The 25555-nt window shown below is 46.3% G+C and carries 20 protein-coding genes; 14 read left to right on the forward strand and 6 right to left on the reverse strand.

Annotation, left to right across the window (positions count from 1 at the left end; genetic code table 11):
- The first annotated feature begins 31 nt into the window (after nt 1-31).
- Genes CR164_RS00505 through CR164_RS00515 form a run of 3 tightly spaced genes read left to right on the forward strand, consistent with a single transcriptional unit; the run spans nt 32 to nt 3993 of the window.
- Nucleotides 32-1381, forward strand: coding sequence for a GGDEF domain-containing protein (locus CR164_RS00505; RefSeq protein ID WP_110022278.1), 1350 nt, complete (start codon nt 32-34; stop codon nt 1379-1381).
- 36 nt (nt 1382-1417) lie between these two features.
- Nucleotides 1418-2683 (forward strand): ABC transporter permease, encoded by a 1266-nt coding sequence (locus tag CR164_RS00510; RefSeq protein ID WP_110022279.1) that lies wholly within the window; start codon nt 1418-1420, stop codon nt 2681-2683.
- 50 nt (nt 2684-2733) lie between these two features.
- Nucleotides 2734-3993 carry an FtsX-like permease family protein gene (locus tag CR164_RS00515; protein ID WP_110021963.1) on the forward strand — a complete coding sequence of 420 codons (1260 nt, stop codon included), beginning with the start codon at nt 2734-2736 and terminating at the stop codon, nt 3991-3993.
- An 89-nt stretch (nt 3994-4082) separates the two neighbouring features.
- Here CR164_RS00515 and CR164_RS00520 read toward each other — a convergent pair whose 3' ends face one another.
- The 3 genes from CR164_RS00520 to CR164_RS00530 form a co-directional block, all read right to left on the reverse strand.
- Nucleotides 4083-5723 (reverse strand): glutamate synthase-related protein, encoded by a 1641-nt coding sequence (locus CR164_RS00520; RefSeq protein ID WP_110021964.1) that lies wholly within the window; start codon nt 5721-5723, stop codon nt 4083-4085.
- 317 nt (nt 5724-6040) lie between these two features.
- Nucleotides 6041-6205: a rubredoxin gene (rd, locus tag CR164_RS00525; protein ID WP_110021965.1), complete on the reverse strand. Its 165-nt coding sequence runs from the start codon at nt 6203-6205 to the stop codon at nt 6041-6043.
- Between the two features lie 135 nt (nt 6206-6340).
- Nucleotides 6341-6802: a GNAT family N-acetyltransferase gene (locus CR164_RS00530; RefSeq protein WP_110021966.1), complete on the reverse strand. Its 462-nt coding sequence runs from the start codon at nt 6800-6802 to the stop codon at nt 6341-6343.
- 161 nt (nt 6803-6963) lie between these two features.
- On the opposite strand from CR164_RS00530, the gene CR164_RS00535 reads away from it, so the two are divergent.
- The 5 genes from CR164_RS00535 (at nt 6964) to CR164_RS00560 (ending at nt 14285) form a co-directional block, all read left to right on the forward strand.
- Nucleotides 6964-7449: a lipocalin family protein gene (locus tag CR164_RS00535; RefSeq protein ID WP_110021967.1), complete on the forward strand. Its 486-nt coding sequence runs from the start codon at nt 6964-6966 to the stop codon at nt 7447-7449.
- A 79-nt stretch (nt 7450-7528) separates the two neighbouring features.
- Nucleotides 7529-8170, forward strand: coding sequence for a TMEM165/GDT1 family protein (locus CR164_RS00540; protein ID WP_110021968.1), 642 nt, complete (start codon nt 7529-7531; stop codon nt 8168-8170).
- Between the two features lie 501 nt (nt 8171-8671).
- On the forward strand, nt 8672-10054 hold the full coding sequence (locus CR164_RS00550; protein WP_110021970.1) for an efflux transporter outer membrane subunit: 1383 nt from the start codon (nt 8672-8674) through the stop codon (nt 10052-10054).
- A 73-nt stretch (nt 10055-10127) separates the two neighbouring features.
- Entirely contained in the window at nt 10128-11228 is a 1101-nt protein-coding gene (locus CR164_RS00555; protein ID WP_161953459.1) for an efflux RND transporter periplasmic adaptor subunit, read from the forward strand.
- A gap of 12 nt (nt 11229-11240) precedes the next feature.
- Nucleotides 11241-14285, forward strand: coding sequence for an efflux RND transporter permease subunit (locus CR164_RS00560; RefSeq protein ID WP_110021972.1), 3045 nt, complete (start codon nt 11241-11243; stop codon nt 14283-14285).
- Between the two features lie 36 nt (nt 14286-14321).
- Here CR164_RS00560 and CR164_RS00565 read toward each other — a convergent pair whose 3' ends face one another.
- Complete coding sequence (locus CR164_RS00565; RefSeq protein WP_110021973.1) at nt 14322-16877, reverse strand: ATP-binding protein; 2556 nt, start codon at nt 16875-16877, stop codon at nt 14322-14324.
- A 203-nt stretch (nt 16878-17080) separates the two neighbouring features.
- Here CR164_RS00565 and CR164_RS00570 point away from each other — a divergent pair, with 203 nt between their 5' ends.
- The 3 genes from CR164_RS00570 to CR164_RS00580 all read left to right on the forward strand — a co-directional run bounded on the left by CR164_RS00570 (nt 17081) and on the right by CR164_RS00580 (nt 19278).
- Nucleotides 17081-17740, forward strand: a complete 660-nt coding sequence (locus CR164_RS00570; RefSeq protein WP_110021974.1) for an ion channel — start codon at nt 17081-17083, stop codon at nt 17738-17740.
- Nucleotides 17741-17821: 81 nt separating this feature from the next.
- The gene (locus CR164_RS00575) at nt 17822-18490 is read left to right on the forward strand and encodes an ABC transporter ATP-binding protein (RefSeq protein WP_110021975.1); all 669 of its coding nucleotides are present in this window, start codon (nt 17822-17824) and stop codon (nt 18488-18490) included.
- Nucleotides 18487-19278 carry an ABC transporter permease gene (locus CR164_RS00580; protein ID WP_110021976.1) on the forward strand — a complete coding sequence of 264 codons (792 nt, stop codon included), beginning with the start codon at nt 18487-18489 and terminating at the stop codon, nt 19276-19278. The genes CR164_RS00575 and CR164_RS00580 overlap by 4 nt, the downstream gene beginning before the upstream one ends.
- 144 nt (nt 19279-19422) lie before the next feature.
- Here the strand turns inward: CR164_RS00580 and lgt are convergent, their stop codons facing one another.
- Nucleotides 19423-20280: a prolipoprotein diacylglyceryl transferase gene (lgt, locus tag CR164_RS00585; RefSeq protein ID WP_110021977.1), complete on the reverse strand. Its 858-nt coding sequence runs from the start codon at nt 20278-20280 to the stop codon at nt 19423-19425.
- Between the two features lie 234 nt (nt 20281-20514).
- Between lgt and CR164_RS00590 the strand changes: the two genes are divergently transcribed.
- Nucleotides 20515-21711 carry an ATP citrate lyase citrate-binding domain-containing protein gene (locus CR164_RS00590; protein ID WP_110022280.1) on the forward strand — a complete coding sequence of 399 codons (1197 nt, stop codon included), beginning with the start codon at nt 20515-20517 and terminating at the stop codon, nt 21709-21711.
- A 59-nt stretch (nt 21712-21770) separates the two neighbouring features.
- Complete coding sequence (locus tag CR164_RS00595) at nt 21771-23603, forward strand: citrate/2-methylcitrate synthase (protein ID WP_110021978.1); 1833 nt, start codon at nt 21771-21773, stop codon at nt 23601-23603.
- A gap of 88 nt (nt 23604-23691) precedes the next feature.
- Here CR164_RS00595 and CR164_RS00600 read toward each other — a convergent pair whose 3' ends face one another.
- Entirely contained in the window at nt 23692-24555 is an 864-nt protein-coding gene (locus tag CR164_RS00600; protein WP_110021979.1) for a hypothetical protein, read from the reverse strand.
- Nucleotides 24556-24908: 353 nt separating this feature from the next.
- On the opposite strand from CR164_RS00600, the gene CR164_RS00605 reads away from it, so the two are divergent.
- A complete protein-coding gene (locus tag CR164_RS00605; protein ID WP_110021980.1) occupies nt 24909-25529 on the forward strand; it encodes a TetR/AcrR family transcriptional regulator in 621 nt (206 codons plus the stop codon).
- The last annotated feature ends 26 nt before the right edge of the window (nt 25530-25555 follow it).

Genomic DNA, 25555 nt, shown 5'->3' on the forward strand with positions numbered 1-25555 from the left:
TATGAGTATCCAAAAGTAAGCTATGTCTTACATGCCTGAAACCGCTAAAACATCTTTTCGTCCTATCTCGTTCAAGCCGACGATCTATGCCGGGGTGCTCTTTGCCATTTTGCTGTTCGGCGGGACAGCGGGTTTCATTGTTTATGAGGGGAAGCTGCAGAAAAGAGCCGACGAGGTACAGATGATTTACAAGGATCTTCTCGATTTTCGATCAACCCTGACGCTTATAGATCAGCAGTTAAGTGTTACGCACGATCGTCCCGAGGTTTTGCAGAACATTATCCGGAATACCAAGCTGCTTCAGTTCCGTTCGATCAATTTTCAAGCTCGAGCCGAAAAAAATCGTATGCATGATCTTGCTTCCTGGATGAAATCGAACCAGTTGGTCCTGGAAAAAATGATTGTCGATATCGAAATGAAAAGAGTTGAGGCGGGGAACCGTATTTCCCTGATGATTCTTGAGCTCGATGATATTATTCTGAAAACCGCTATTGACGTAAGACTTTCAAGTGGAAAAGTTTACGATACGGTTCAGCTCTTTTTTTTCATTGTGCTTGCCGTTCTTGTGGTTATCATTATTTCTGCAGGATGGGTGATTGTCAGCAACTATCGACAGACGGTCATGCCGCTCAATCAGTTAGCGGAAAAACTGCGAATGCTCAACGAGGAGCTTCCGGAAAGTTTTCATGATACCGCTGAAGAGGTAAAGAAAAATATACGACCTGAAGAGTTCTCAAATGATGTAAACGAGATAACGGATTCAATCGTAAGGTTTTGCCAGAATATAGAACTGAAAAACAAGAAGCTTGACGAGCTTTTTATAAAAGATGAAAAAACAAATTTATACAATTACCGCCATTTCAAGGATCATCTCATCGTTGATGTAGCGAGGGCGAAACGCTATAATGAGAGGGTTTCCATGACAATGATCGATATCGACCGTTTCAAGGCATACAACGATGCAAATGGTCATGTCGCAGGTGATATCGTTCTGGAACGAATGGCAAGAATCATTCGTGAAGAGTGCAGAGAAGCCGATATTCCTGCTCGATTTGGCGGGGAAGAGTTTGCGATCTTGTTTCCCCGTACGAACAGCAGAAAGGCTATTGACATCGTTGACCGGTTAAGGGAGATAATAGCGGCAGAACCGTTTTATCATGAAAAAGCGGTTCCTGGTGGACAATTGACGATAAGTGCGGGAATTGCCACCTACCCTGATGATGCGGTTGATTGGTATTCTCTTATAAATAAGGCGGATAAAGCACTATATCGGGCTAAGCAGACAGGGCGGAACAAGGTTGTTCATTTCAGAGAGGTTGAGATAGAAGAAGAAGGGGAGAGTGAGCAAGAGAAAGGAGAAGAGAAAAAAGCGGGCGAGTGATAAAAGTGGTTGGGTAATAGAGGATAGATGCCAGGTATGAAATCAGAGTTATACATTGCACGAAGGTTTGCTTTCAAGCCCCGTTCATCATCGAAGCCGACGTTTATCGTGTTTTTAGCGGTTGCGGGAATTGCGTTGGGGACTGCTGCGCTTATTCTTACCCTTTCTATTGTCAAGGGTTTTTCAACACAGATTGAAAGCAAGCTGATCGGCTTCAGCTCACATTTTCAGATCAGACAGGCTCAGGGAAATCTTTTTTATCCTCTTCCTGCCGATACGCTTCGTCTGAACAACATCGAAAATATCGATTCCGTTACTCCTTTCATGGAAAAAAGTATCATTCTCCAGAGTAGGGAGGGAGAGAATGAACTGATTAAACCAGCCATGCTCAAGGGGGTTTCAAGAGAAAATCCTCCGGCATTTCTGCAGAAGAACATCGTTGACGGAGCCTGGTTTCCCGATGAAACGTTGCCGTCTTTGCATATCCTTGTGGGAAAACCCCTCGCTGAATCTCTTCGGCTGTCTCCGGGCAGCAGAGTCATGATAATCAGCACTGCAAAAGGGACTTCAGGAAAACTGATTCAGGCTGGCGACAATATTGTCGATCTTCTTTCCTCAATGGAACTCGAGTTGGCTACAGTCAGTGGTATTTATGAAACAGGACTCAACGAAGGATTTGATGATTACATGGTCATCGCAGATCTTGAAGCGATGCAGCGTTTTTTCAATGCTGAAAAAGCACTCCTTAGCGGTTACGAGGTTATGGTGAAAGACATAGAACGGCTGAATGCCACAGCCACCGAGTCTGTTGATGCACTGGGTTATCCTTTTTATGGTTATACGGTTTTTGAGCGCTATGCCAACCTTTTCGAGTGGTTGAAGTTGCAGCGGAACATCACTCCGCTTCTGATCATAACCATTACGGTGGTGGCGGTTTTCAATATTATTTCCACACTGCTCGTGTTGATCATTGAAAAGACAAAAGAGATCGGCATGCTGAGTGCTTTAGGACTTGTTCCGGGAAAAATCAGCGGAATATTTCTTGCCCAGGCATTTTTGATCGCCCTTATAGGTATCCTTGTAGGAAACATGCTTGCTTTGGGCTTTTCGGTGTTCGAGCTTCATTTTCATCTTATAACATTGCCTCAAAAGAATTATTTCATCAAACATGTTCCGATCCAGATAGAGTTGTTCGATTACCTCATGGTTTCTTGTGTTGTCGGCCTGTTGACGCTTGTTTTTGCCTTCATTCCAGCGAGGGTGGCAGCTGCCTTGAAGCCGGGCACAGCACTGTTAAGCTGATGAAAGACTTCCAAAAATTCAATGCATAATAAATAATTCAACACGTATTCATGCGTTTCGCTCCGGGTTTATGGATAGCACTGCGTTACAGCTTCGCAAGAAAGCGGTTCAGGGTTATCAATATCATATCTGCAATCAGTCTGACGGGAATTATTCTCGGGGTCAGTACTCTGCTTGTCGTCATGAGTGTCTTGAATGGTTTTCAACAAATTGCCTGGGATCTTTTCGTTACAGTTGAAAGTCCTGCACAGGTATTGCCGGCAGAAGGAACGCATATGGAAGTTCCCGATTCACTTCTTGCACAGATTGGCGGGATCGAGGGTGTTGTATCGGCGGAACCGTTTGCAGAAGGTTCCGCGATTCTTTCTGGTAAAGAGAACAGTGAACTTGTCATGGTGAAGGGAATTTCCCGGAATGCGCATGATCGTTTGATGAAACAGACTGGCCGGGAAGTGCCTTATTTTAGCAGAGAGACGGTTTCTGTTGGAGAGGTGCTGGCATACAAGGCCAAACTGGCTCCGGCTGCCGAAGTAAAAATCTTCAGCCCGGAGCTTATAGCTCTCGGATTGCAGTCACTTTCTCAACCCTATCTTCTTCCTGCCCTGACATTTCCTGTCGTGCAGGTCGAGTCGGTTTTTTCCCTGCAACGTATCTTCAATGATCACTACGTATTGACATCGAGAGAAATGGCGAGAAGGATTCTTCTTCAGGAAGAAAACCTTTACTCGGGTATCGATGTAAGAGGAAGTGATGACCGCGCGACGCATGCAGCACTTGTACGTAATCTCCGTTCCTGGGTTCAGGAAAATGGTTTGGAAGACTCTTATGTGATTCGGCCTTTAGAAGAAAAATACCGGGATATTTTTGGGGTGATGGAGATTGAGAAATGGGTGAGTTTCAGTGTGTTGATGCTGGTTATCGTAGTGGCTGCGCTGAGCCTGACCGGCTCTCTTACCATGACGGCCATAGATAAGCGTAAAGAGCTGTTTTATTTGCGGTGTCTCGGGCTGGAGAAACCTCAGTTTATCATGATTTTCATCATGGAGGGAGGAATGATCGGGTTTGCGGGAACAGCGATCGGGGCAGCTGTTGCCTGGGTGATTTGCTCAGTCCAAAAGACTTTCGGATTGATCGAGCTTCCGTCGAAAAGTGCTTTTATCATCGAAGCCTACCCGGTCAGCATGCAGACTTCCGATTTTGTGGTCGTTTCCGTGGCAACCATTGCCGTGTCGCTGTTGGTAAGTCTCTATCCGGCGTTCAAGGCAGCAGGAATTGCCGGCAGTAAAAACCTTTCAGATCAGGCTAACTAACGCGGGTAACCGTTACCACCGGGAAACCGGGCAAGGCCTGTCATGAAATCTTTGACCAGAGGCCCGGCCCGGAAAGTTGTAATGGGATGTCAGCTGAGAAGTATGGTTTTCGCCAGATCATTCTGGGCATCGGTCAAGTAAGGGATTCCGGTTACTTCCGCAGTTTCAAGGTTTGCAGCCATTATATCGCTACGGTGGATCGATGGAATCGAAAATTTTCTCGCTCCTGCCATGAACTGCTGCAATCCGCAGGAAAGCTTATCAACATAACCGTAAAGGGCAATCGCTCCAAAAGGTATCGCATCCATCTCTTCGGTGCCGACTTTTGCTTTTACGGCTTCCCATCCGGCGAAGATTTCTTCAGGGCTTGTGCCGTTTTCTCTCACTGCCGCAGGCAGTTCTTCCCACTGGCCGAAAAGCTCGGTTTTTTTGTCAGGTTTGAATACGCCTTCAATGTTGCTGCCGAGAAAGCCAGGAATCATGGGAGCTCTTCCCATACAGGCTAGCTTTGCATAAGGAGAACAGAGAGCAAGAGCTTTGAAAATATGATCTTCACGAGCAAACCCGCCTGCAAGAGAGATGTCTGGTACGGTTATGCCGTTTTTCTCAAGGATATTGCAGTATTCCCACGTTTTCGCGTGTAATTGCAATGAAGGGATTCCCCATTGTTCCATCATGTTCCATGGACTCATGCCGGTACCTCCTCCTGCTCCGTCCACGGTAAGCAGGTCGAGGTTGTTTTCCGATGCACATTTGATTGCCAGGGCAAGCGCTTCCATTCCATAAGCCCCGGTTTTGAGGGTGATACGTTTAAAGCCCAGTTCCCGTAATTCTCGAACACTTTCGCTGAACCTCTCACGCAATTCATCAGAAGATAATATACCGGTTGCTCCCAGGCGGCTATGCCTCGCAAAGGAAGTCAGGGATTTATTCTCGAACGAGGCTACCGAGAGCTGGTTGAATGGGTCGGGGTCGACGACATAGCCCCGCTCGTTGAGAAACCTCGCGTATTGCAGATCGCTTACTTGTATTTCACCACCTATATCTTTTGCTCCCTGTCCCCATTTCAGTTCAATGATTACATCATCGCAATATTTTTCGGCAAGGTAGCGGGCAACACCGTTTCGGCTGTCCTCAACGTTCATTTGTATGATAATACCACCGTAGCCGTCATAATAGCGTTGGAAAATGTCTATTCTACGCTCCAGTTCGGGTGCTGAGCTGATGGTACCGTTGTTAAGTACCGAATTCCTGTCAACACCGACAACATTTTCACCGATCACAATTGGAAAACCACAAATAGCCGCTCCAACGGCAAAGCTGTTCCAGTATTTTGCTGCGATGAATGTCGATCCCAAGGCACCTGTCATTATTGGTACGCGGCATTTGGTTTCAGTCTCGGTTCCAAATGAGGTTTCAATGGATACGTTTGGGAAAATGCAGTCGTCGGGATCATTGGAAAGCCCTTCCGGAAGACCTTCGGCTCCGTATGCATAGCCTTGAATTCTAAGGGCATGATATCCGGCACCTTCGGTAGTTACCGAAGCAGAGCCGGAGGTTGTCTCTCCGAAATGTAGGGGATAAAGCAGTTTTCTGCCCATAAGTGAGCTGAGCCAGGTTTCACATTTGCCTTTGCAGTCGGATGTGCAGAGTGTGCAAAGCCCCGATTCACAGGGATCACCCCGGTTGACTGTTCCAAGAGCGTCATTTCTTTTGCGCCATTGTTTCATGATTTTTCTACTTAAAGTTACTGGCAGGTCTATAAAAAGCGGTTTCTCCATGAAAAGCATGCTGCGCAGGGATAATCAAGAATGGCATAGGCTGTAGAGATGCTTGCAGTAAAGAACAGAAAATATAGCCCAAAATAGTTATTTCACTGTAGATCGTGAAATTAACCGCATTTTTCGCACGGCTTTTTTGCGGCAGGGTTGTCAACGTTGAAGCATAAAGCCGGATAGGCGGAAATACCGGTTGAACGGGAGGGAAGAAAAAAGCGGCGTTTTTCGATGATGACGCCGCCTTGCAAAGAGTGCAAAAACAGGGTCGATCACTCTTCTTCTTTTACGAAAAAGCTCTTTTCGACACCACAAACCGGACATACCCAATCATCGGGAATATCCTCAAAGGGGGTTCCAGGTTCTATGCCGTTATCAGGATCTCCGTAATCAGGGTCGTAAATATAACCACATGGTTCACATATCCATTTATCCATAGCTGTTTCTCCTTTGGTTTATGAATTACAAGAAAACAAGGAACAAAAAGAACATCTGTTTTTCTGGGTTGGCGATGAATCAGAATCATCATCTTCCAAAGATATTCATCTAAAATAGTTTCAAGGGTAAAAAGTTCATCGCAGAGGTGAAATTATTCTTCTGAAAACAACCATACCGGATCTGGTGAATCCTTGCTTTTGATAAAAATCCTGAGCTGTTCCATTATCTTTATCCGTTAAAAGGGTGATGCGAGCGAATCCTTCGTTTTCAGCAAGGTGGATTGCATGTGTGACCAGGTGTGTTCCAATGCCTTGTGAACGATACGCAGGGTCAATGATAAGATCTTCGAGAAGTGCGACTTTCCTGCCGAGAGCGGTACTGACGGTATAAAGCAGGACTGTCATGCCTGCAATGAACCCCCTTTTCGGGTCTTCAGCAACAAGAATGGTTCCTCGGGAAGGATCTTGAATGATCATAAGCAGTCCTTTTCTCTGACGTGCAGGGTTCGGGGAAAATTCAGCTTCCTGATCAAAAAGACAGATGAGGAGTTCAATACAGCGATCGATATCGTCAAGGGTTGCGGATCGAATAATCATGCACTATCGTTTAAAGATTGGAGTTACATCGAATGTTTTTGAAAGTGCCATGTCTGCATGACAATAAAAAATAAACAATTAATGGCTAGGTGAAATGAGTCGGGGATTGTGTGGGAAAAAATGATTTATGATCTTGTTACCCTAACCAATTACTTTGCGCTATGTTAAAGAAAATCTTCCGAAAAAAAACTCCCTCCAGAGAACCATCGACAGTGCCGTCAGTTGATGTTGTAAGATATTGCGGGACCTGGTATGAGATAGCTTCTTTTGCCCCGAAAGAAGAGAAGGGGTGCATAAAAACAAAGGCCGAGTACACCCTCAACAAGGAAGGGTACGTCGATGTTCGCAACTCGTGTCAACGAAAAGGAAGGGAGAAATCTGTAAGGGCAAAAGCATATTCCGTCCCGGAAAGTGGAAATGCTAAGCTCAAGGTACAGTTTTTCAGATTTTTCAAAGGTGACTACTGGGTTGTTGATCTTGCCGACGATTATTCCTGGGCGGCTGTATCGACGCCTACGTCGCGAAGTCTCTGGATTTTGAGCCGTACTCCTTATATGGAGGGAGTAGTCTATGATGACATCATTGGGCGATTGAAAGACCGCGGTTTCGATACAGCACGTCTTGTGAAAACCAACCAACGGGGTTGAATGGCTTACTTGTTTAACTCACTTTTTTTCGATAATATTGTCCCCGTTATTAGAGAATATTGCCTTGTTCGTACCTGCCATGGATGCATTCTGGTTGTCTCTTGCTCTGATATTTATTGCTGAACTTGGCGACAAGTCACAGCTTCTTGCCCTGACTCTCGCCACTTGCTTCAATGCGAAAGTCGTTTTGTGGGGAATATTCTGTTCAACCATCGTAGTGCATGTTTTTTCTACAGCTGCCGGGAATATTTTAGGAGGACTGCTTCCCGTCGACTGGGTACTGTTCGTTGCCGGGATATCCTTTATCGTTTATGGTTTCTGGACATTGAGAGGGGACAGTCTCGATGATGGAAACGGATCATGCAAAACGGCGGTTCATCCCTTCTGGCTTGTATTCAGTACATTTTTTATTGCCGAACTTGGCGATAAAACCATGCTGAGCACTCTTTCTCTTGCTACGACGAACCCTTTTTTCCCTGTCTGGATCGGCTCAACCCTCGGCATGGTACTTGCCGATGCTCTGGCGATTGTAGTGGGGAAAGTCCTTGGCAAAAAGTTATCGGAAAACATCATCAAGGTCGGAGCCGCAGGTATTTTCTTTATTTTTGGCGCTTTCAACATGTATGAAGGTGGTGCTGGTTTTTCTCCCGGCGTATGGTTTGTCGCCCTGTGTGTTATTGTGTTGACCGGTTATTTTTTTCTCAGGAAAAAAGCTGCGTAACGGTCAACTGACGGAAGCCTCTATTGTCTTGTGCCGCTCGGTATGCTGTTCATACCAGAAGTATGACGTTTCGAGGTGCTCGCATTCTGTATAGTCATTCCAGAAAGAGTTGTGATCGGTGTTGCTGATAAGTATATCGTCTTTTTACTTTTTCCATCTTCCCCTTTCTTCAAGAAAAAAGCATAGTTCCGCAGCAAGTGGAGAGTCTTTGTGGTAGTCTCGGGTTTTTTCGTAATTATTGCCGGAAGTGCCAAAATGTGCTTCATTATTACGATATTATTAGAAGTGCCCTTGAGTATATCGATGTTTGTTTTCGATGTGATGTCCTTTCTGTTACCGAAGAAGAATGTTCAATTTTTATAGCTCACAGCTATCACTGTCAGACTTGCAGGACTCATATGTTGTAGACTAAAAAAAATGTGGACGGTTAATGGCTCTCTGATTGTTCGGAATCGGAAATGATTGACAACTACATATGGAGCTGTGTAGGATTTGAAAAGCATGAAAAGATTAACGATACCGACACTGATAGCTTTAACCGCTTTTCTTTCCAATTGTACTACAGTGCAAAGGGAGTCTCCTTCAACTGCCCCTGAATTCGATATTCCTGCAGATTTTAGAAGCATTGCTGCACAGGAGGCTCCTGGCTCGGGTCTTCAACCCGGCTGGCTTGAGATATTTAACGATACCAAGCTGAATGCCTTGGTGAAAGAAGTTCTTGTAAGGAATTTCGACCTTCGCATTGCTGCCGCCAAGATTGAAGCGGCAGCTGCTTTAGCAAAGCAAGCCGGAGCGGATTTAAGTCCTGCCGTGATACTTGCCTTGCAGGGCACCAATCAGGGCAATATGGACAGTGCCTTATCTGAAGATATTTCTTCGGTGGGAGTTTCTCTGGATATAGCCTGGGAACTGGATGTCTGGGGTCGAATTCGTAGCGGACAGAGAGCTGCGATAGAAGAGCTTGTTGCTGCAAAAATGGATTATGCGTATGCGAGACTCTCATTGGTAGCGCAAACAACGAAAGCTTACTTTCTGGCAATTGAAACCTTACGGCAGCAGCAACTGGCAGAAAACAACGTAGCTAATTATGTCAAAACGCTTGAAATAGTAAAAGCTTTTTTCGATGAGGGTATGGTTTCTGTTCAGGATGTTTATCTCGTCAGATCGGAAAAAGCCGTTGCGGAAGATGCTTTAGGGAATGCTCAAAGTGCTCATTTACAAGCTCTTCGCAGTCTGGAAACATTGTTGGGCCGTTACCCATCAGCGGCTGTTGATATTGCAGGTGATCTTCCGGGTCTTCCTGCCCCGGTTCCTGCCGGCATTCCATCTGAAGTTCTTGAACGCCGTCCGGATATCATTGCTGCTGAGCGTCGTGTAGCGGCAGCTTTTGATGAAACCAGAGAAGCTAAAGCGGCAAGATTGCCAAGCATTGACCTGACCGGGAGTTTGGGCAGTGTAAGCGATGGATTATCAGATTTAACCAATCCCGCAAATATCGCTTGGAATGTTGTTTCAAGTTTGATGTTCCCGTTTTTTGATGCAGGCAGGCTGGAGGGCAGGGTTGAAGCAGCTGAGGCATTCCAAAAACAAGCACTGGCTGATTATCAAAAAACAGCGTTGGCAGCTTTCGGCGAGATTGAAACTGCGCTGTCGAATGAGACAATATTCAGAAGACGAGCTGAAAGTCTGAAAATTGCTTATAAACATGCCAGGTTGGCAGAAGAGATAAGCATAGAAAAATATAAAATGGGAGAAGGGGAGCTTCTGGATGTTCTTCAATTGCAACGTTCCACGATTTCAACGCAAAGTGCTTATCTAAGAATGGAATATGATCTGCTTGTCCAGCGTGTGAACCTGTATCTTGGTCTTGGAGGAGGTTTTTAAGACAAGCCGAAAATTTAAAAAGATCTGGCCAAAAGGGGGGATAATGAAGACACTTTTTTTATTCGTGATCCCAATGTTGCTGCTAACTGCTTGTATGGGGGGAGAAGCTGTTGAAGAACCGGTGCGTGCTGTTAAAACTCTTACCGTATCAGAAGCAAGTGATGCCAACTCCCGGCAGATAGCAGGGGTTGTCAAAGCAACAAATGAGTCCGAGTTGAGCTTTCAGGTTGGTGGCCGTATTGCGAAAGTCGAGGTTAAAGCAGGAGATAGTGTGGTAAAGAATCAGGTTCTTTCTGCGCTGGAACAAAAAAATTACACACTGGCTCTGGAAGAAGCCCAGGCTAACCTTGCTAAAGCAAAAGCCGATTTGATTGAAAAGAAAAATATGCTGCAGCGCCAGAAAAACCTGAAGAAAAAAGATTTTGTTTCTCAAGCTGCGGTAGATCAGGCTCAGGCGGCTTATCAAGCTGCTGAAAGCAGTTATGATGTTGCGCAAACACGACTCAAAACCGCCCGGAATGATCTTGACGAAACGGTGCTCCGGGCACCTTTTTCCGGCAGGATCGCAAAACGTCTGATCGACCCTTTTGTTGAAATAACTGCAGGAAAAACAGCGTTTGAATTGCAAGGCGAAGGGGGATTTGAAGTTGAAGTTTTAGTGCCGGAAACGTTTATTCGTGACATCAACTATGGTGATCCTGTCCAAGTCAGGTTTCCGACATTAAAAAAAGCTATTGTAAGCGGGAGGATTTCGCAGATAGGGGCACAGGCTGAAACAGGCAATGCGTTTATTGTGACTGCAGAACTGGCTCGAACTTTTTACGATATTTTTGCCGGCATGACGGCACAGGTTACTTTCAATCTTGGCGAAGCTGGCGATGCGCCGGTTTATCTGATACCCGTTTCTGCGCTCGATGTGCGAATTCCTGTAGAGGGAGAAAAAAGTGTCAAACAACAGACTACGGTTTATGTCTTTAATCCGGATCTAAACGTTGTCGAAAAGCGTAAAGTCATTATTCGTGATATCTTCGGCAACAAACTGGAAGTAAAAGAAGGTCTCAAGTCTGGAGATATGGTCATTGTTGCGGGTGTGCCGTTCCTGACAGAGGGTCAGAAAGTCAAACAGTGGAAACCTGCTTATAACGTTCCTGCGACAATTAATCTTTCACAGTAATTCTGAACGGGTATGGGTCGCATCACACAGTTTGCTATCGAGAATTCCCGCGTCACGATTTTAGTGCTTGCTTGTATCGTTATAGTCGGTATCCAAGCTTTTCTGACAATGCCTTCTCGGGAGGATCCGGAAATTACTGTCCGAGATGCACAGGTCAGTGTTTATTTTCCCGGCATGCCCGTAGACCAGGTTGAAAACCTCATCGCAAAGCCTTTAGAGAAAAAAATCAATGAAATCCCGGAAGTAAGCGAGATCAATACCACGGTCAAAACCGGGGAGGTTTTGATCAAGCCTAAAGTTGATGACTCTTATTTTGATTTGGCTCCGATCTGGCAAGATCTGCGCAACAAAATGGATGACGTAATAAAAGACCTTCCGGAAGGGTCGATCGGGCCTATTGTCAATGATGATTTCGGCCGCGTTTCTTCAGCTACGGTCTCTATGACTGGAGACGGCTTTACCATGAAGGAACTGCGTGAAATCGCCTTGTATATGCAGGATAGGATCAATGCGATGGATTGCGTCGATAAAGTCGATGTCATGGGTATACAGGAAGAGCGTGTCTATCTCGAAATCAATGCTGCCAGGTTGGCATATTACGGTTTTTCATTTGGCAGTATCGTTCAGGAACTGAACGATCAAAATGTAGTTCTGCCGGGTGGTAGCATCAACGCTGAAGGGCGCATTATCGTGATCGAACCGTCCGGTAACTTTCGGACAATCGAAGATATAAAGAACATTCAGGTACAGGTTCCGGACACTGAACAGGTTGTTTATCTGCAGGATATCGCCGATGTCAGGCGCAGCTATGTAGAGCCATCCGAATACGCAGCTTTTTTTAACGATAGGCCCGCTGTGATTTTGGCTATCTCTATGGTACCTCGATACAACATTGAAGATTTTGGCCAACAAGTCACGACTGAAATTCATGAGCTGGAGAAAGAGTTGCCAGTTGGAATCGAACTTGACTATGCCACCTATCAACCCTCGTTGGTAAAAAAAGCTGTCGATAGTGCTGTAAACAATCTTTTCCAGACGGTGGTGGTAGTACTGATTGTGGTAATTGCATTCCTGGGGGTTCGTACAGGGATTCTCGTCAGCACAATCGTTCCTCTCACCGTTCTGCTGTCTTTTATTGTTATGGGTATCTGGGGCATAGATTTGCAACGCATGTCCATAGCTGCCATCATCATATCGCTGGGTCTTCTGGTTGATAACGGTATTGTCATTACTGAAGATATGCAGCGCAGGCTGGATATGGGAGTAAACAAAAAAGAAGCCGCTGTAAACGCGGCTCAAAGTCTCGGTGTACCGCTTTTGACTTCTTCTCTGACCACCATTCTTGCCTTCATGCCGCTCATGCTGGCCGATGATGTTTCAGGTGAATATTTGCGTTCTCTTTCCCAGGTGGTAATTATTGCGTTGCTGTCGTCATGGTTTTTAGCGATGTTTGCGGCACCGACGTTCTGTTACTGGTTTCTCGACGAGAAAAAACAAGTAAAAGCCGCAGAGCAAAAGCCTTCTTCTTATAACAGCCGCATGTATGTGGTATACAGGGCAATCCTTGAGATGCTCATGCGTTATAGAGTCAGGTTCATCGCCTTTCTCGGTGCTGCTCTTATTTTAGCCGTTAATGGTTTTTCGCTCATTCCCAAACAGATGATGCCCTATTCAGACCGTAATCAGTTTTTAGTATACATCGATATGCCCGCCGGAACGCATATCGATGAAACGACCAAGGTCACGAGGCGCTTAACGCGGTGGCTATCCGATTCTCAGGCAAACTCCGATATTCAAAGTAATATCGCCTATATGGGTTATGGCGGACCCCGCTTTTTTCTTACACTCACTCCACCCAATCCAAGCAACAATGTGGCTTTTCTGGTTGTCAACACAAACGTTACCGAAGAGGTCGTCCCTGCCATGGCAAAGGTCGATAGCTTTATTCTCGAGAATCTTCCCGAGGCTAGAGGGCGGTCGAAAAGGATGTCATTGGGGGCAGGGGAGATCGGCATAGTGGAATACAAGATCACCGGTGAAGATGTTACGGAACTCTACCGTATTGCCCGTTCTATAGAAAATGAGATGAACGGCATCAGTGGAACGGTTGATGTCAAAAATGATTGGAATGAGCCGGTAATTCGCACAAGGGTTGAAGTCGACCAGGACCGCGCCCGGCGTGCAGGAGTGACCAGCAAATCTATCGCCAATGCCTTGAATGCATATTTCGAAGGAGTTCAGATAAGTGATTTTCGAGAAGGGGACAAGATAATTCCGATTGTTGTGCAAGGCGATGAAACCCGTGATGATTGGAGTGGATTGAGGACTTTGCCAATTAGAGCTGAAAACGGCGAGTCTGTGACCCTTATGCAGATCGCGGATTTTAAAAGCTACATCGCACCCGGAAAATTAATCAGACAAGATCAGGAGCGCACCCTTACGGTTTCCTGTTTGCACACGACTATGCAAGCAGCAGAATTGCATACGTTATTGTGGCCGTTTATTCAGACTTTGACTCTTCCTGAAGGATATGACATAGACGTTGGTGGAGAAATAGAAAATTCCGAAAAAGGCAACAGCGCTCTCGCTGCAAACCTGCCGTATGCTCTTTTGGGTATGATCGTATTACTCGTTATACAGTTCAACTCTTTCCGTCGCCCGGCCATCATAATGCTAACCATTCCGCTGGTGATTATAGGTGCGGTTCTGGGTTTACTGGTAAGCAACGCTTTTTTAAGCTTTACGGCGATTCTGGGAATATACAGTCTTGTCGGCATCATTATGAACAATGGCATTGTGCTCATTGACCGCATCGATCTTGAGCGTACCCGGGGATTACGTGTTCGGGAAGCCATTTTCGAAGCGTGTCAGGCTCGTTTACGTCCCATATTAATTACAACATTGACCACAATTTTAGGGCTTGTTCCTTTGGCCCTTTTTGGAGGAGCAATGTGGTATCCGATGGCCTGGGCCATTATGGGAGGTCTGGCAGTGGGAACGATCCTGACGCTTGGGTTCGTTCCTGTACTCTATAGCTTGTTTTTCACAGAGACGTGAGACTGCCGTTAATTTCACGAACAATCAGGAAGCCACTCAGCTGGTTAACTGCCGGAAAGCCTCTATCGTTTTCTTTTTTTCAACTACGCCGTCATCCCATGCGATTGACCAGAAGGGAAGCCATGCAAGGTTGACTGAATGGATGACAATATCGGTTCTGCGCGGTGCAAGTTCGTCTTTGCCGACAGTTTCCCGAATGTTTTCCCATTTGTTGGTGATTGCTTCGACTCTTGCTTTCAGCTCCTCTTCAAGCTCCTCTATTTCTTCCCGGAGTTCTTCGATTTCTTCATGTGATTCCTCAATATCGGCCTTCGCTTTGGCAGTCATACGGCGTTTGTTCAAGGCAGTTCCGATTTTGCTGGTGCTGCGCTTGCCCATGAAAAAACCCAATACGGTTTCTCCGATACTGAACAACTCCTGCCTTTTGCGGTTCTCGTGTTCCAATTCATCCTCGGCAAGCTCACGTTGTTCTTTGCGAAGTTTCTTTTCCAGCCGTTCCACCTGTTTTTCAAATGTAGCCTCGAGTGCATCTGTTTCTTCATCTCTTTTTTCCCTCGCCGCTTGCGAAATGCGAATCATGAAATCCCTGAAGGGTTCGGCCGGGTGCTGGAAAAGCTTCAAATCATCATGGACTGCAATGGATTTTCGTTCGTTGTAATAAAGCTGGTCTTCGAGTTGCTTGGACAGTGTACGGATCTTTTTCTCACTGTTCACAGTGTCTTTAAGGGGTTTGAAGAAGGGGCCGAGAGCATTGTCCGGTCTCTCAGGGTTACGGTTCATCAGTTTCGTATCGATCATCAACTCTTCGGCATCGTTCCAGTCGGGAACGATGCTGTTTTCAGTAAGTCGAAGCAGCAGTTTTTTTTCGGTTTTTTCCTTGATATTTCTTCGTTTGTCGACGAAATACACATCGGCAAGACCGAACAGTGCAGGTTGATATATCAATCCAATGGAATACGAGTTACTCAAAGACCCTTCTTCGACTGACTGAAGTGCTTCATGAGGGCTAACCATCAACGGCAGAAAGATCTGGCGAATGGATGGGTCGAGAGAAGGTTTTTGGGGTAAATAACCTTCAGGAGTTGCAGGCTTGAGATCGGGGAGAGGCACAGGTATGTCGGATCGCACTGGCTTTTTCGCTGAAAGAGAAGGCTGGGCAGAGGGGTTGGTCGACGACTTTTTTTGCTGCATGAGTTCCCGGACCTGTGGTTTTGTCAAGGGGCCTCGTAAGTAACTCATCGCCCACCGGGTATGGAATACGATGGGTTTATCGTCATGAACGTTATGTAAAAGAAAGATACGGCTACCAAGCTGGGCGATCATACTATCATAATCGACGGCTTCGCTGTTTCCTCCAGCTTCGTTTATAGCATTTTTCAATCCTTCCAGTACACGATCCTTATCACGTTCCGCCTGCAGTTTTCCTATGAACCACGTGCCGGCATTCGTAAGACCTTTGTAGTCGATATCGACAGGGTTTTGCGTGACGAGGACACAGCCAAGTCCGAATGCCCGTGCTTGTTTGAGCATGGTCATCAACGGACGCTTGGATGAAGGTTCGGAAACTGGAGGAAGGAATCCATAGACTTCATCGAAATAAAGCAGGGCTCTGAGGCTTGTAGTGCCAGGTTGAGTCCGCATCCAGGTGAGCATGTTTTCGAGCAGCAGGGTGACAAAAAACATCCGCTCACTGTCTGGCAGGTGGGCCAGGTAGAAAATGCTGTGTCTGGGTTTGCCGTCGGCTGTAAACATCATTTGGTCTATGTCCAGCGTATCTCCTTGAAGCCAGTTTTCAAACCCTGGGGAAGCCATCAGGTTGTTGAACGACATGGAAAGCTGGAAGCGCTCTTTTTTGGGGAAAAAGGTATCGATGTCGAATACTCCGACCTGTTGCATTGGTGGTTCCTGGATCGAAAGAATGAGTTTACCGAGGTCGAGGTTTTGTCCCTTTTTCCAAAAGTGCTCAAAAATGCCTGCCAGAAGAATTGCTTCACGGCTTCTAAGCGGGTCTACGTTCTGGCCGGCAAGACCCAGAAGAGCGGTGACAGTACCATTAATGCGTTCCAGGATGGATTCCTTGTTGGATTCGAAATCAAGCTTGGGCGCAGCGAGGCTGCCAAGAATACTGACCGGTATGCCGGCTCCTGAGCCCGGCGTGAAGATTGTGTAATCAGCAGAGTCCTTGAGGGCGTTCATGCGTTCCGAACCGATGCCCCAGTCGGCAAGACCGGTTTTCCATTTTTCAGCAGTTACTTTGGCGTAGGCCTCGATGCTCATATTCTTTCTTCGTGCATCGTCCGCATTTATCCATGGTTTGAAATTTTCCGGTTTCAGTTCTGGAAATTGCAGGAGAAGGTTGGTGATATCCCCTTTGGGATCGATCATGATCGTCGGGATTTTATCAAGAGCCGCTTCCTCAAGCAATCCTATGCATAATCCGGTTTTACCGCTTCCCGTCATGCCCACGCATACTGCATGGGTCGTAAGATCGCGTGAATCGTAGTGTATGGGGACATCGAGGCGCTTTTTAGCCGTCAGGTCATATTGATCGCCGAGGAAAAAAGATCCGAGCTTTTCAGTGGACATAATCATTGGGCACTACCCCTTTCAATTTAATGTCAAAACAATTGCATTTTTTTACCTGAATCGAGTCATCAGAATGCCTGCCAAGGTGTAATTAGTCTTAAGAGATGTCTATTTTTCAAAAAGGCCGATGTTTTAAACTCTGTTTCCGGTGAACCTTCAATAACAAGCTTGGACGAGACACGGTTCAAGAAAATCCGGAGAAATAAAATATGCGATTTAATACCTCGTTCTGGGAACGGAATATTTTTTTTGCGCTGTTACTCTGCATTGTGTTCACTTTTGCAATTACACCTTTTCTTCAAGAAGAGGAGACAGCCTCCCGGCTATTGAATGTCTTTCTCGTACTGATGCTGGTTTTTTCGGTAATCATTGTCGGTGATACCAAAATAAGCTTTTTCGTCGCTCTACTCCTGGGTGCGCCGATGCTTATTTCCAATGCTACGGCTTTTTTGTATACAAAAGAGGGGTTTCCGGTTTTGGTGGCGTTTAGTTCGGCCCTTTTTTTTATATATGTCATCGTTATGCTCTTGAAGAAAATATTCACATCAAGAGTGATCGATATAAATATTATTCTCGGAGCTGTTTGTGTCTATTTTCTGATTAGTGTGGTATGGGCTTTACTGCATGGGTTGGTAGAGGCGTACGTGCCAGGCTCCTACGACGTTGCGGGTGAACAGATGTCATCGGTTGATATGAATGTCTTCATGTATTACAGCATAGTAACATTGACAACTCTCGGCTATGGTGACATCACGCCATTGTCTGCTTCGGCCAGGTCACTTGCAGCAATGGAGGCTCTGGTAGGTCAGATTTATCTGACTGTTATCATTGCAAGGCTTGTTGGACTGCATATGCAGCAGAAAACATAAGGGAGAGCTGTCTTGTATGAGCGCTATTATTTGGAGTCTGTTTATAGATGGATGACTCACTTTGCTATTTAACAAAATTTTATGCCGATTTTGCTGGAAATCGAATCCCTTGGCTTTTCCTATGAAAACGCTTTCTCGCCTGTTTTCAGTGAGTTGAACCTTTCTGTGGGCCAGGAAGAGTTTATCGTTGTAAAAGGTGCTTCCGGAACAGGAAAGTCTACTTTGTTGCGCCTTATCTGCAGGCTTCAGGCTTATGATGAAGGGCATATTCTTTTCAAGCGCCGAAGTATAGAGTCTTATAAGCCTGCCGAGCTTCGCCGGTCTATCATCTATGTGGCGCAAATTCCTTCGATGATAGATGCAAGTGTGAGAGAGAACCTTCTTTTTCCATTCTCTTTCGCCGTTAACGGCAGTATGGCGGAGCCTGCTGACGCGAGGCTTACAGAAATGCTCGAACAGTTTTATTTACAGGATGTCAGCCTGCTTCAGCAGGCACGAAACCTTTCAGTCGGTCAACAACAGCGCATTGCCCTAATGAGAGCCCTTTTGCTTGATCCGGAAATACTACTTCTTGACGAACCGACATCGGCGCTCGATGCAAAGAGTGCATCGATGGTTTTTTCAATCGTCGAGCACTTGAACACAAGACAGGGAAAAACAATCATTATGGTGACGCACAGCAACCGCTCACTGAGCACTATATCGCCGGTCGAATACCTGCTTGAACAGAGTAAACTTCGAAAAATATGAACCAGATCGTCGAAATCAGCCTCTGGCAGCTTTTTTTGGGTCTGTTGTTTATTCTCATTGCCCAGATAGCTTCTTTTGTCCACCATCTCGGCCTGAATCGTGACATAACCGTCGGCACGGTAAGAACGTTTGCCCAGCTTTTTCTCATGGGTTACGCACTTACCTTTATTTTTCAACTGGAAAACCTATGGTTTACTCTTGGTATTTTCGTGGTTATGGCGGTTTCGGCCTCTTTCATTGTACGGGGAAGGGTAAAAGAAAAGCAGGTTCCCTACATACTGCCGACCTTTGTGACGATGTTTATCAGCTATTTCGTTACCGCATTGTTCGTTACCGGCCTTATCATCGGTGTTACGCCATGGTGGGAGCCCCGTTATTTTTTACCGATAGGAGGAATGGTTATCGGTAACTCGATGTCGGCCCTGGCAATCGCGCTTGAGCGCCTTTTCAGAGAGATGCGTCAGCAGAAAGGGCTAATTGAAACCAGGCTTTGTCTGGGGGCCAATTACAAGGAAGCAAGCTCGGAGATGTTTAAAAATGCAGTTACTGCCGGAATGATTCCTTCAATCAATGCTATGATGGGGGTTGGGCTTGTGTTTATTCCAGGCATGATGTCCGGTCAGATTCTTGCCGGAGCGGATCCGCTCCAGGCAATTCGTTATCAAATCATCATTATGCTCATGCTGGTAGGTTCAACCGCAACGACGTCAATTATTTCCATTCTGATTGTAAGAAAGCGCTGTTTCGGCAGGGGAGAGGAACTGCTGCTGTCGATAAGTGACAAGTAAATAAATCTGTGCTCCGTTCGCCTCGTACTCATGCTGCTCGCGACAATTTATAGAGGTGCCCTACATAAAGACTCATTGCAAGACTAATGAGACAACCTCGACTTTCTTGTTGTCGCAGCAGTTTTCTGAGTAACTATTCTCGTTCTACTGGCTACTGGCTACTTTGCCGCCCAGCCCTTTGCACAAGATCATAACGCCGATACCACCGGCTATCATGGCAAGACAAAGCAGCTGCCCCATGGAGAACTGCATGAAAACAAAGCCCAGGTGCGCATCCGGTTCGCGGTAAAATTCGATAAAGAAACGGACAAAACCGTAACCGAAAAGATAGAGGCCGGAAAGAAAGCCGGGATATGGGGCTTTTTTGCGCAATGTCCAGAGTATGATAAAAAGGAATATCCCTTCGAAGAAGGCTTCGTAGAGCTGTGAAGGATGACGGAGCTCATTGCCTGGGGCCATAGGGAAATGCATACCGATTGCTGCATCGGTTACCCGGCCGTATAGTTCTCCATTTATGAAGTTGCCGAGCCTGCCAAAGGTGTAGCCAAGGGGGAGTGATACAATGAAGAGGTCAATTGTTGTCAGAAAAGGTTTTTTTTGGTTTTTGGTAAAAAGCCATACAGCTATGATCACACCAATAGCACCTCCGTGGTAAGACATCCCCGCAATACCGGAAAAACTACAACTCCCGCCCGAAAGACTGAATGGAATGATCGAGCCGAGTGGGTTTGCTATGAATTCCGGGAAACTGTAAAACAGCAAATAACCCAATCGACCGCCCAGTAGAACTCCTACGATTGCCCAGGTAAGCACGTCACCGGCAAAAGCCGGGGAATAGGAAAGGTTTTCACTTTTTATTCTGTATTGCGTAAGCAGGTAAACGGTTCCAAATGCAATGATGTACATCATTCCATACCAGCGAACCGGAAAATTTCCTACGGTAAAGATAACGGGGTCCATCCGTGAAGGAAGTGTTTGCCACCAGAAAATAAAATTATCCATAGCCTTACATATATGACAGTTTTGAAACTACAATGTTGGGTAGCTGGTGTTTGATTGAGCAGGAAAACCTACAAAAAAGGCCGTTCTCAGGGAACGTAGGCATAAAAAAGCTACAAGTATGTTCATTTGCAAGGTAAAAATGCTTGGTACGAGAAGAAATATAGCTATATTAATGTTTTGCGTTTTTTTACTTTTCTCAATTTCGTACTGTTTAACAAAAAAAATACGAATAGAATGGCAAAGATACTTGAAGGTTCGGCTATGAAGTTTTTCGACAAGTGGGGCATTCCGGTGCCGAACTATGTTGTTGTCATGGATCCGAACAGGCTCGCTCAGCTTGGTGAGGCGAACAAATGGCTCAGGGAATCCAAACTCGTTGTCAAAGCTCATGAGGCTATCGGCGGAAGGTATAAACTAGGCCTTGTCAAGCTTGGCCTTAACCTTGAAGAAGCTGTTGCTGCAGCTCGCGAAATGATCGGTAAAAAAGTTGGTACAGCCGAGATTCGCCAGGTGATCGTTGCCGAGATGCTCGATCACGATGCCGAGTATTATATGTCGATGAGCGGGAACAAGGATGGTGCTGAACTGCTTGTTTCAAACAAAGGTGGAGTGGATATCGAGGATAACTGGGATACAGTCAAGCGTATCCATATCCCTGTTGACGAAGCGCCTTCCATCGAGAGTTTGACCGCTCTTGCACAAGCGGCGGGTTTTGAGGGTGAAATTGCAGAACGTGTTGGAAAGATCGCTTCCAGGCTGGTTCTCTGCTTTGACAATGAAGACGCTCAGTCCATAGAGATCAATCCGCTTGTGATTCGGAAAAGCGATATGAGATTTGCCGCACTTGACGCGGTTATGAACGTGGACTGGGATGCCAGGTTCCGTCATCCTGATTGGGATTTCAAACCGGTATCGGAAATCGGGCGTCCATACACAGAAGCCGAGCAACAGATGATGGAGCTTGATTCACGGATCAAAGGTTCCGTAAAATTCGTCGAAGTTCCTGGTGGGGAAGTGGCTCTGCTGACTGCTGGTGGAGGTGCTTCGGTCTTTTATGCAGATGCGGTTGTTGCTCGTGGCGGTACAATCGCCAACTATGCCGAATATTCCGGTGCGCCTCCGGACTGGGCTGTTGAAGCTTTGACCGAGACGCTATCCAGGCTCCCGAACATCAAACATATCATTGTTGGCGGTGCTATCGCAAACTTTACCGATGTGAAGGCGACATTCGGCGGTATTATCAACGGGTTGCGTGAGAGCAAGGCGAACGGTTATCTGAAAGGTGTTAAAATATGGGTTCGTCGTGGAGGCCCGAACGAGGCTGAGGGGCTTGCTGCAATCAGCAAACTCAAGGATGAAGGATTCGACATCCATGTTTATGACCGAAACATGCCGATGACCGATATCGTCGATCTGGCTCTGAATTCCTGATACGAGACATCGTATAAAGAAAGAATAGCATTGAAAACTCATTAAACCGGATAAGAACTGTGAGCATTGTAATCAATAAAGAAACACGCGCTGTCATCATTGGTGGAGCAGCAGGCGTGAATGCGGCAAAGAAGATGGCCGAATTCGACTTTCTTGTAAAACGCCCATTGACCGTACAGGCATTTGTCTATCCTCCCGAAGAAGGCCAGCAGAAAGAGATTTTCCTTGGTGGTGAACTCAAAAACGTCAAAGTGTATTCCACGCTTGAAGAAGCACTTGCCCATAACCCGCAGATCAATACGGCATTGGTCTATCTTGGCGCATCACGCGCGACCAAGGCTACACAGGAGGCCCTCGAGTCTGAAAACATCACGCTTGTTTCGGTTATTACCGAAGGTGTTCCTGAAAAAGATGCTAAAAAACTTCGTATTCTTGCCGAGAAAAAAGGAAAAATCCTCAACGGACCGTCCTCTATCGGTGTCATGTCTGCAGGTGAGTGTCGCCTGGGCGTGATCGGCGGTGAATACAAGAACCTCAAACTATGTAACCTCTACAGGCCGGGTTCTTTCGGTGTTCTTACCAAATCCGGCGGTCTTTCCAACGAGGCAATGTGGCTGTGTGCCCAGAATGGAAACGGGGTTACTTCCGCAGTGGCTATCGGCGGTGACGCCTATCCCGGTACCGATTTTGTCACGTATCTTGAAATGTTCGAAAAAGATCCCGATACCAAAGCGGTTGTCATCATCGGCGAGGTCGGCGGCTCACTTGAAGAGGAAGCTGCAGAGTGGCTTGCCGCGGAAAAACGCCGCATAAGAGTCGTCGCCGCTATTGGCGGTACCTGCCAGGAAGTGCTCCCCCAAGGCATGAAGTTCGGTCATGCCGGTGCGAAAGAAGGGAAAAAAGGCGCAGGTTCTGCACGTTCGAAAATGAACGCGCTGAGAGAGGCTGGTGCGCTTGTGCCTGACACATTCGGTGGGTTGAGCAAAGCCATCAAGCAGGTTTATGACGAACTTCTTGCAGACGGCACTATTGCGCCTGAAGAACCGATTTCCGATGACCTGCTACCGGATCTGCCGCCAAAAGTTCAGAAGGTTATAAAAGAAGGTGAAGTCATCGTCGAGCCTCTTGTCAGGACTACCATTTCCGACGACCGAGGCGAAGAGCCACGTTACAGAGGCTATGCGGCTTCAGAGCTTTGTGAAAAAGGTTACGGCATGGAAGATGTCATCGGTCTTCTCTGGAACAAGAAACTTCCGACAAAGGAAGAATCCGAGATCATCAAACGAATCATCATGATTTCTGCAGACCATGGTCCTGCTGTTTCAGGTGCCTATGGGGCCATTCTCGGTGCCTGTGCCGGAATCGACATGCCTCAGGCTGTTTCTGCCGGTATGACCATGATCGGCCCACGCTTCGGCGGTGCGGTAACCAATGCCGGAAAGTACTTCCAGAAAGGTGTCCAGGACTTCCCGAACGACATCCCCGGCTTTCTTGCCTGGATGAAGAAAAACGTCGGTCCTGTTCCCGGTATAGGCCATCGTGTCAAGAGCCTGAAAAATCCTGACAAGCGTGTAAAATATCTGATCTCCTATGTAAAGAACGAGACCTCGCTCCATACGCCGTGTCTCGACTTTGCACTTGAGGTTGAGAAGGTAACCACAGCGAAAAAGGATAACCTTATCCTGAACGTCGACGGAACCATGGGTGCCATCCTGATGGACCTCGGTTTCCCGATTCATTCGTTGAACGGCTTCTTCGTTCTTGCCCGCACGATCGGTATGATAGGCCACTGGATCGATCAGAACGAACAGAACTCACGCCTGATAAGGCTCTACGACTATCTCATCAACTACGCGGTTGAAGATGAAAGGGAAGTGCCTGACAAAAAGTAAATGCTTTTTAAATAAAGCGTTATTCTGTTTTGCAATGCATGGCCAACTTCTGGTGGCCATGCTTTTTTTATGAGCCGATAAAAGGTTATTACTGACTTGCCTCTTGCTGCACATTTTTTTCGCTGAACAACACAGTGACGGTCAAGACAAGCAAAACAATCACCATGAGCACTATTTCCAGCAGGTAATTCGACGGCTCGATCCATACCTCGGTAAACACGTTCCACCTTCCGAGTATCTCGACAAAATTCCAGAAAATAATTACCGTCGGTATCGCGTAGCGGATAGCATAGGCCAGCTGGCTGATTTTTATAAGCTTCACGAACAAAATGAATGACCATAAAGCTGAGCCAAAAGCGATAAAATATGTTACCGGGTGCCTGTCCCCGGCGAAATTCTGATCGTAAGCCAAAAGCAGCATCATGTAAAACCCCCACAGAAGCACAATGAACTCCATGAACGTTACCATCGCTGTGTTTCGAGACGATTTCGCCAGTTCGATCATCTTGTCGATTTTCAATGCTCGCTGTAACCAGAGAAAAAAACGGCATCCACTGCGGACTCCGAAGAGATAGTAAAGCATAATGACAGCGAAAAATCCCAAAGAAGAAGGCATGATCAGATATTCAGCCTTGGTGATAATTTCGCCGTTTTGCATGAGCGGTTGAACGCCGGTTCGATTGGCGTAGTACGAAAAGGCAAACTCTATCCATCCTCCCCACACAAAAAGAGCGCCAAACATACCCAGAAGGGTAGCTATCAACGCATTGGTTGTATTCATTCCCGCCAAAAGCAAACCGGTTCCGAGGCAACCCAGCAATACCGCTCCATAATAGACATTCTCGAGGCCCAGCCCCTTTTCGATCAAAATTACAGCCGCATGCCCGAGAGGCATTGTCAACAGAACGATAAAAAAAGCAGTGGTGCCGATAAACGGTTTTTTCATTTTCATAATGCTCGAGTTTATATCGAAAACAATAACAACAAGGCTCTGCCAGGCAAGTATACAGTTCAGGTTTTCAAGTCTTCTGACAAAGCTTTTCGGCTGTCGGATCGAGAATAAATGTACTTATATCTGTCGCTTCAGCATAATCGCATGAAAAAAGCTTTTTGTATTTTTTCTCGCTCACCCCCGCGCTTCATAAACGATGCTGCGGGAGAAAAAACGGCGGAAAGGGAAAAGAGGTTAACGTTCTTTTAAAAAAGCGCTTGAAAAAGACCGGACTTTTTTTAGCTTTTATTGACTGACCAGTCGGTCAATAAAGGCTATACATAAGAAAGGAAAAATGACTAAAGGAAATATGCATGTGTCCAAAAATCGTGGATAAAAAGCTCAAGCGCCAACAATTGGTCAAAGCTGCCGTTGGTGTTTTTTCGGAAAGAGGTTTCAAGGGGACTTCAATGGAAGAAGTTTCCCTGCGTGCGGGTATCGGTAAGGGAACTATATATGAATATTTCGGAAGCAAAGAAGATCTTTTTTATGCCTGCTTCGACTGGTTCATGAAGATGACAATAGATCAAGCTGCCGAAGCCTTGAAAGAGTGTACCGGTTCGGAGGAGAAGCTACGGACAGCTGCTCGCGTTTGGACGGAGGTGGTGATTCGTTATATCGATTTTTGTCCGATCCCGCTCGAAGTATGGGCTATGGCAAGTACCGGATCGGATAACGAACGTTTCTCCACAAGCTTGAAGGAAATGTATGCGTCTTTCAGAACCTCTATTGAGGAGATGCTTCGGGAAGGACAGGCAAGCGGAGAATTTCGTAGGGATATGGATGTAACGGCAATAGCTATAATGCTGGTCAGTGCATTCGATGGGGTATTGTTGCAGTCGTTGTTCGATCGTTCTATACATATCTCGAGTTACATGAACAGCTTTCTCGATGTTCTTGTTCGAGGCATGAAACCAGATTTACGCAAGGGATAGCAATAATGGAAGCAAGTTTTTTTTCA

This window comes from Prosthecochloris marina (assembly GCF_003182595.1).
Taxonomy (GTDB): Bacteria; Bacteroidota; Chlorobiia; order Chlorobiales; family Chlorobiaceae; genus Prosthecochloris; species Prosthecochloris marina.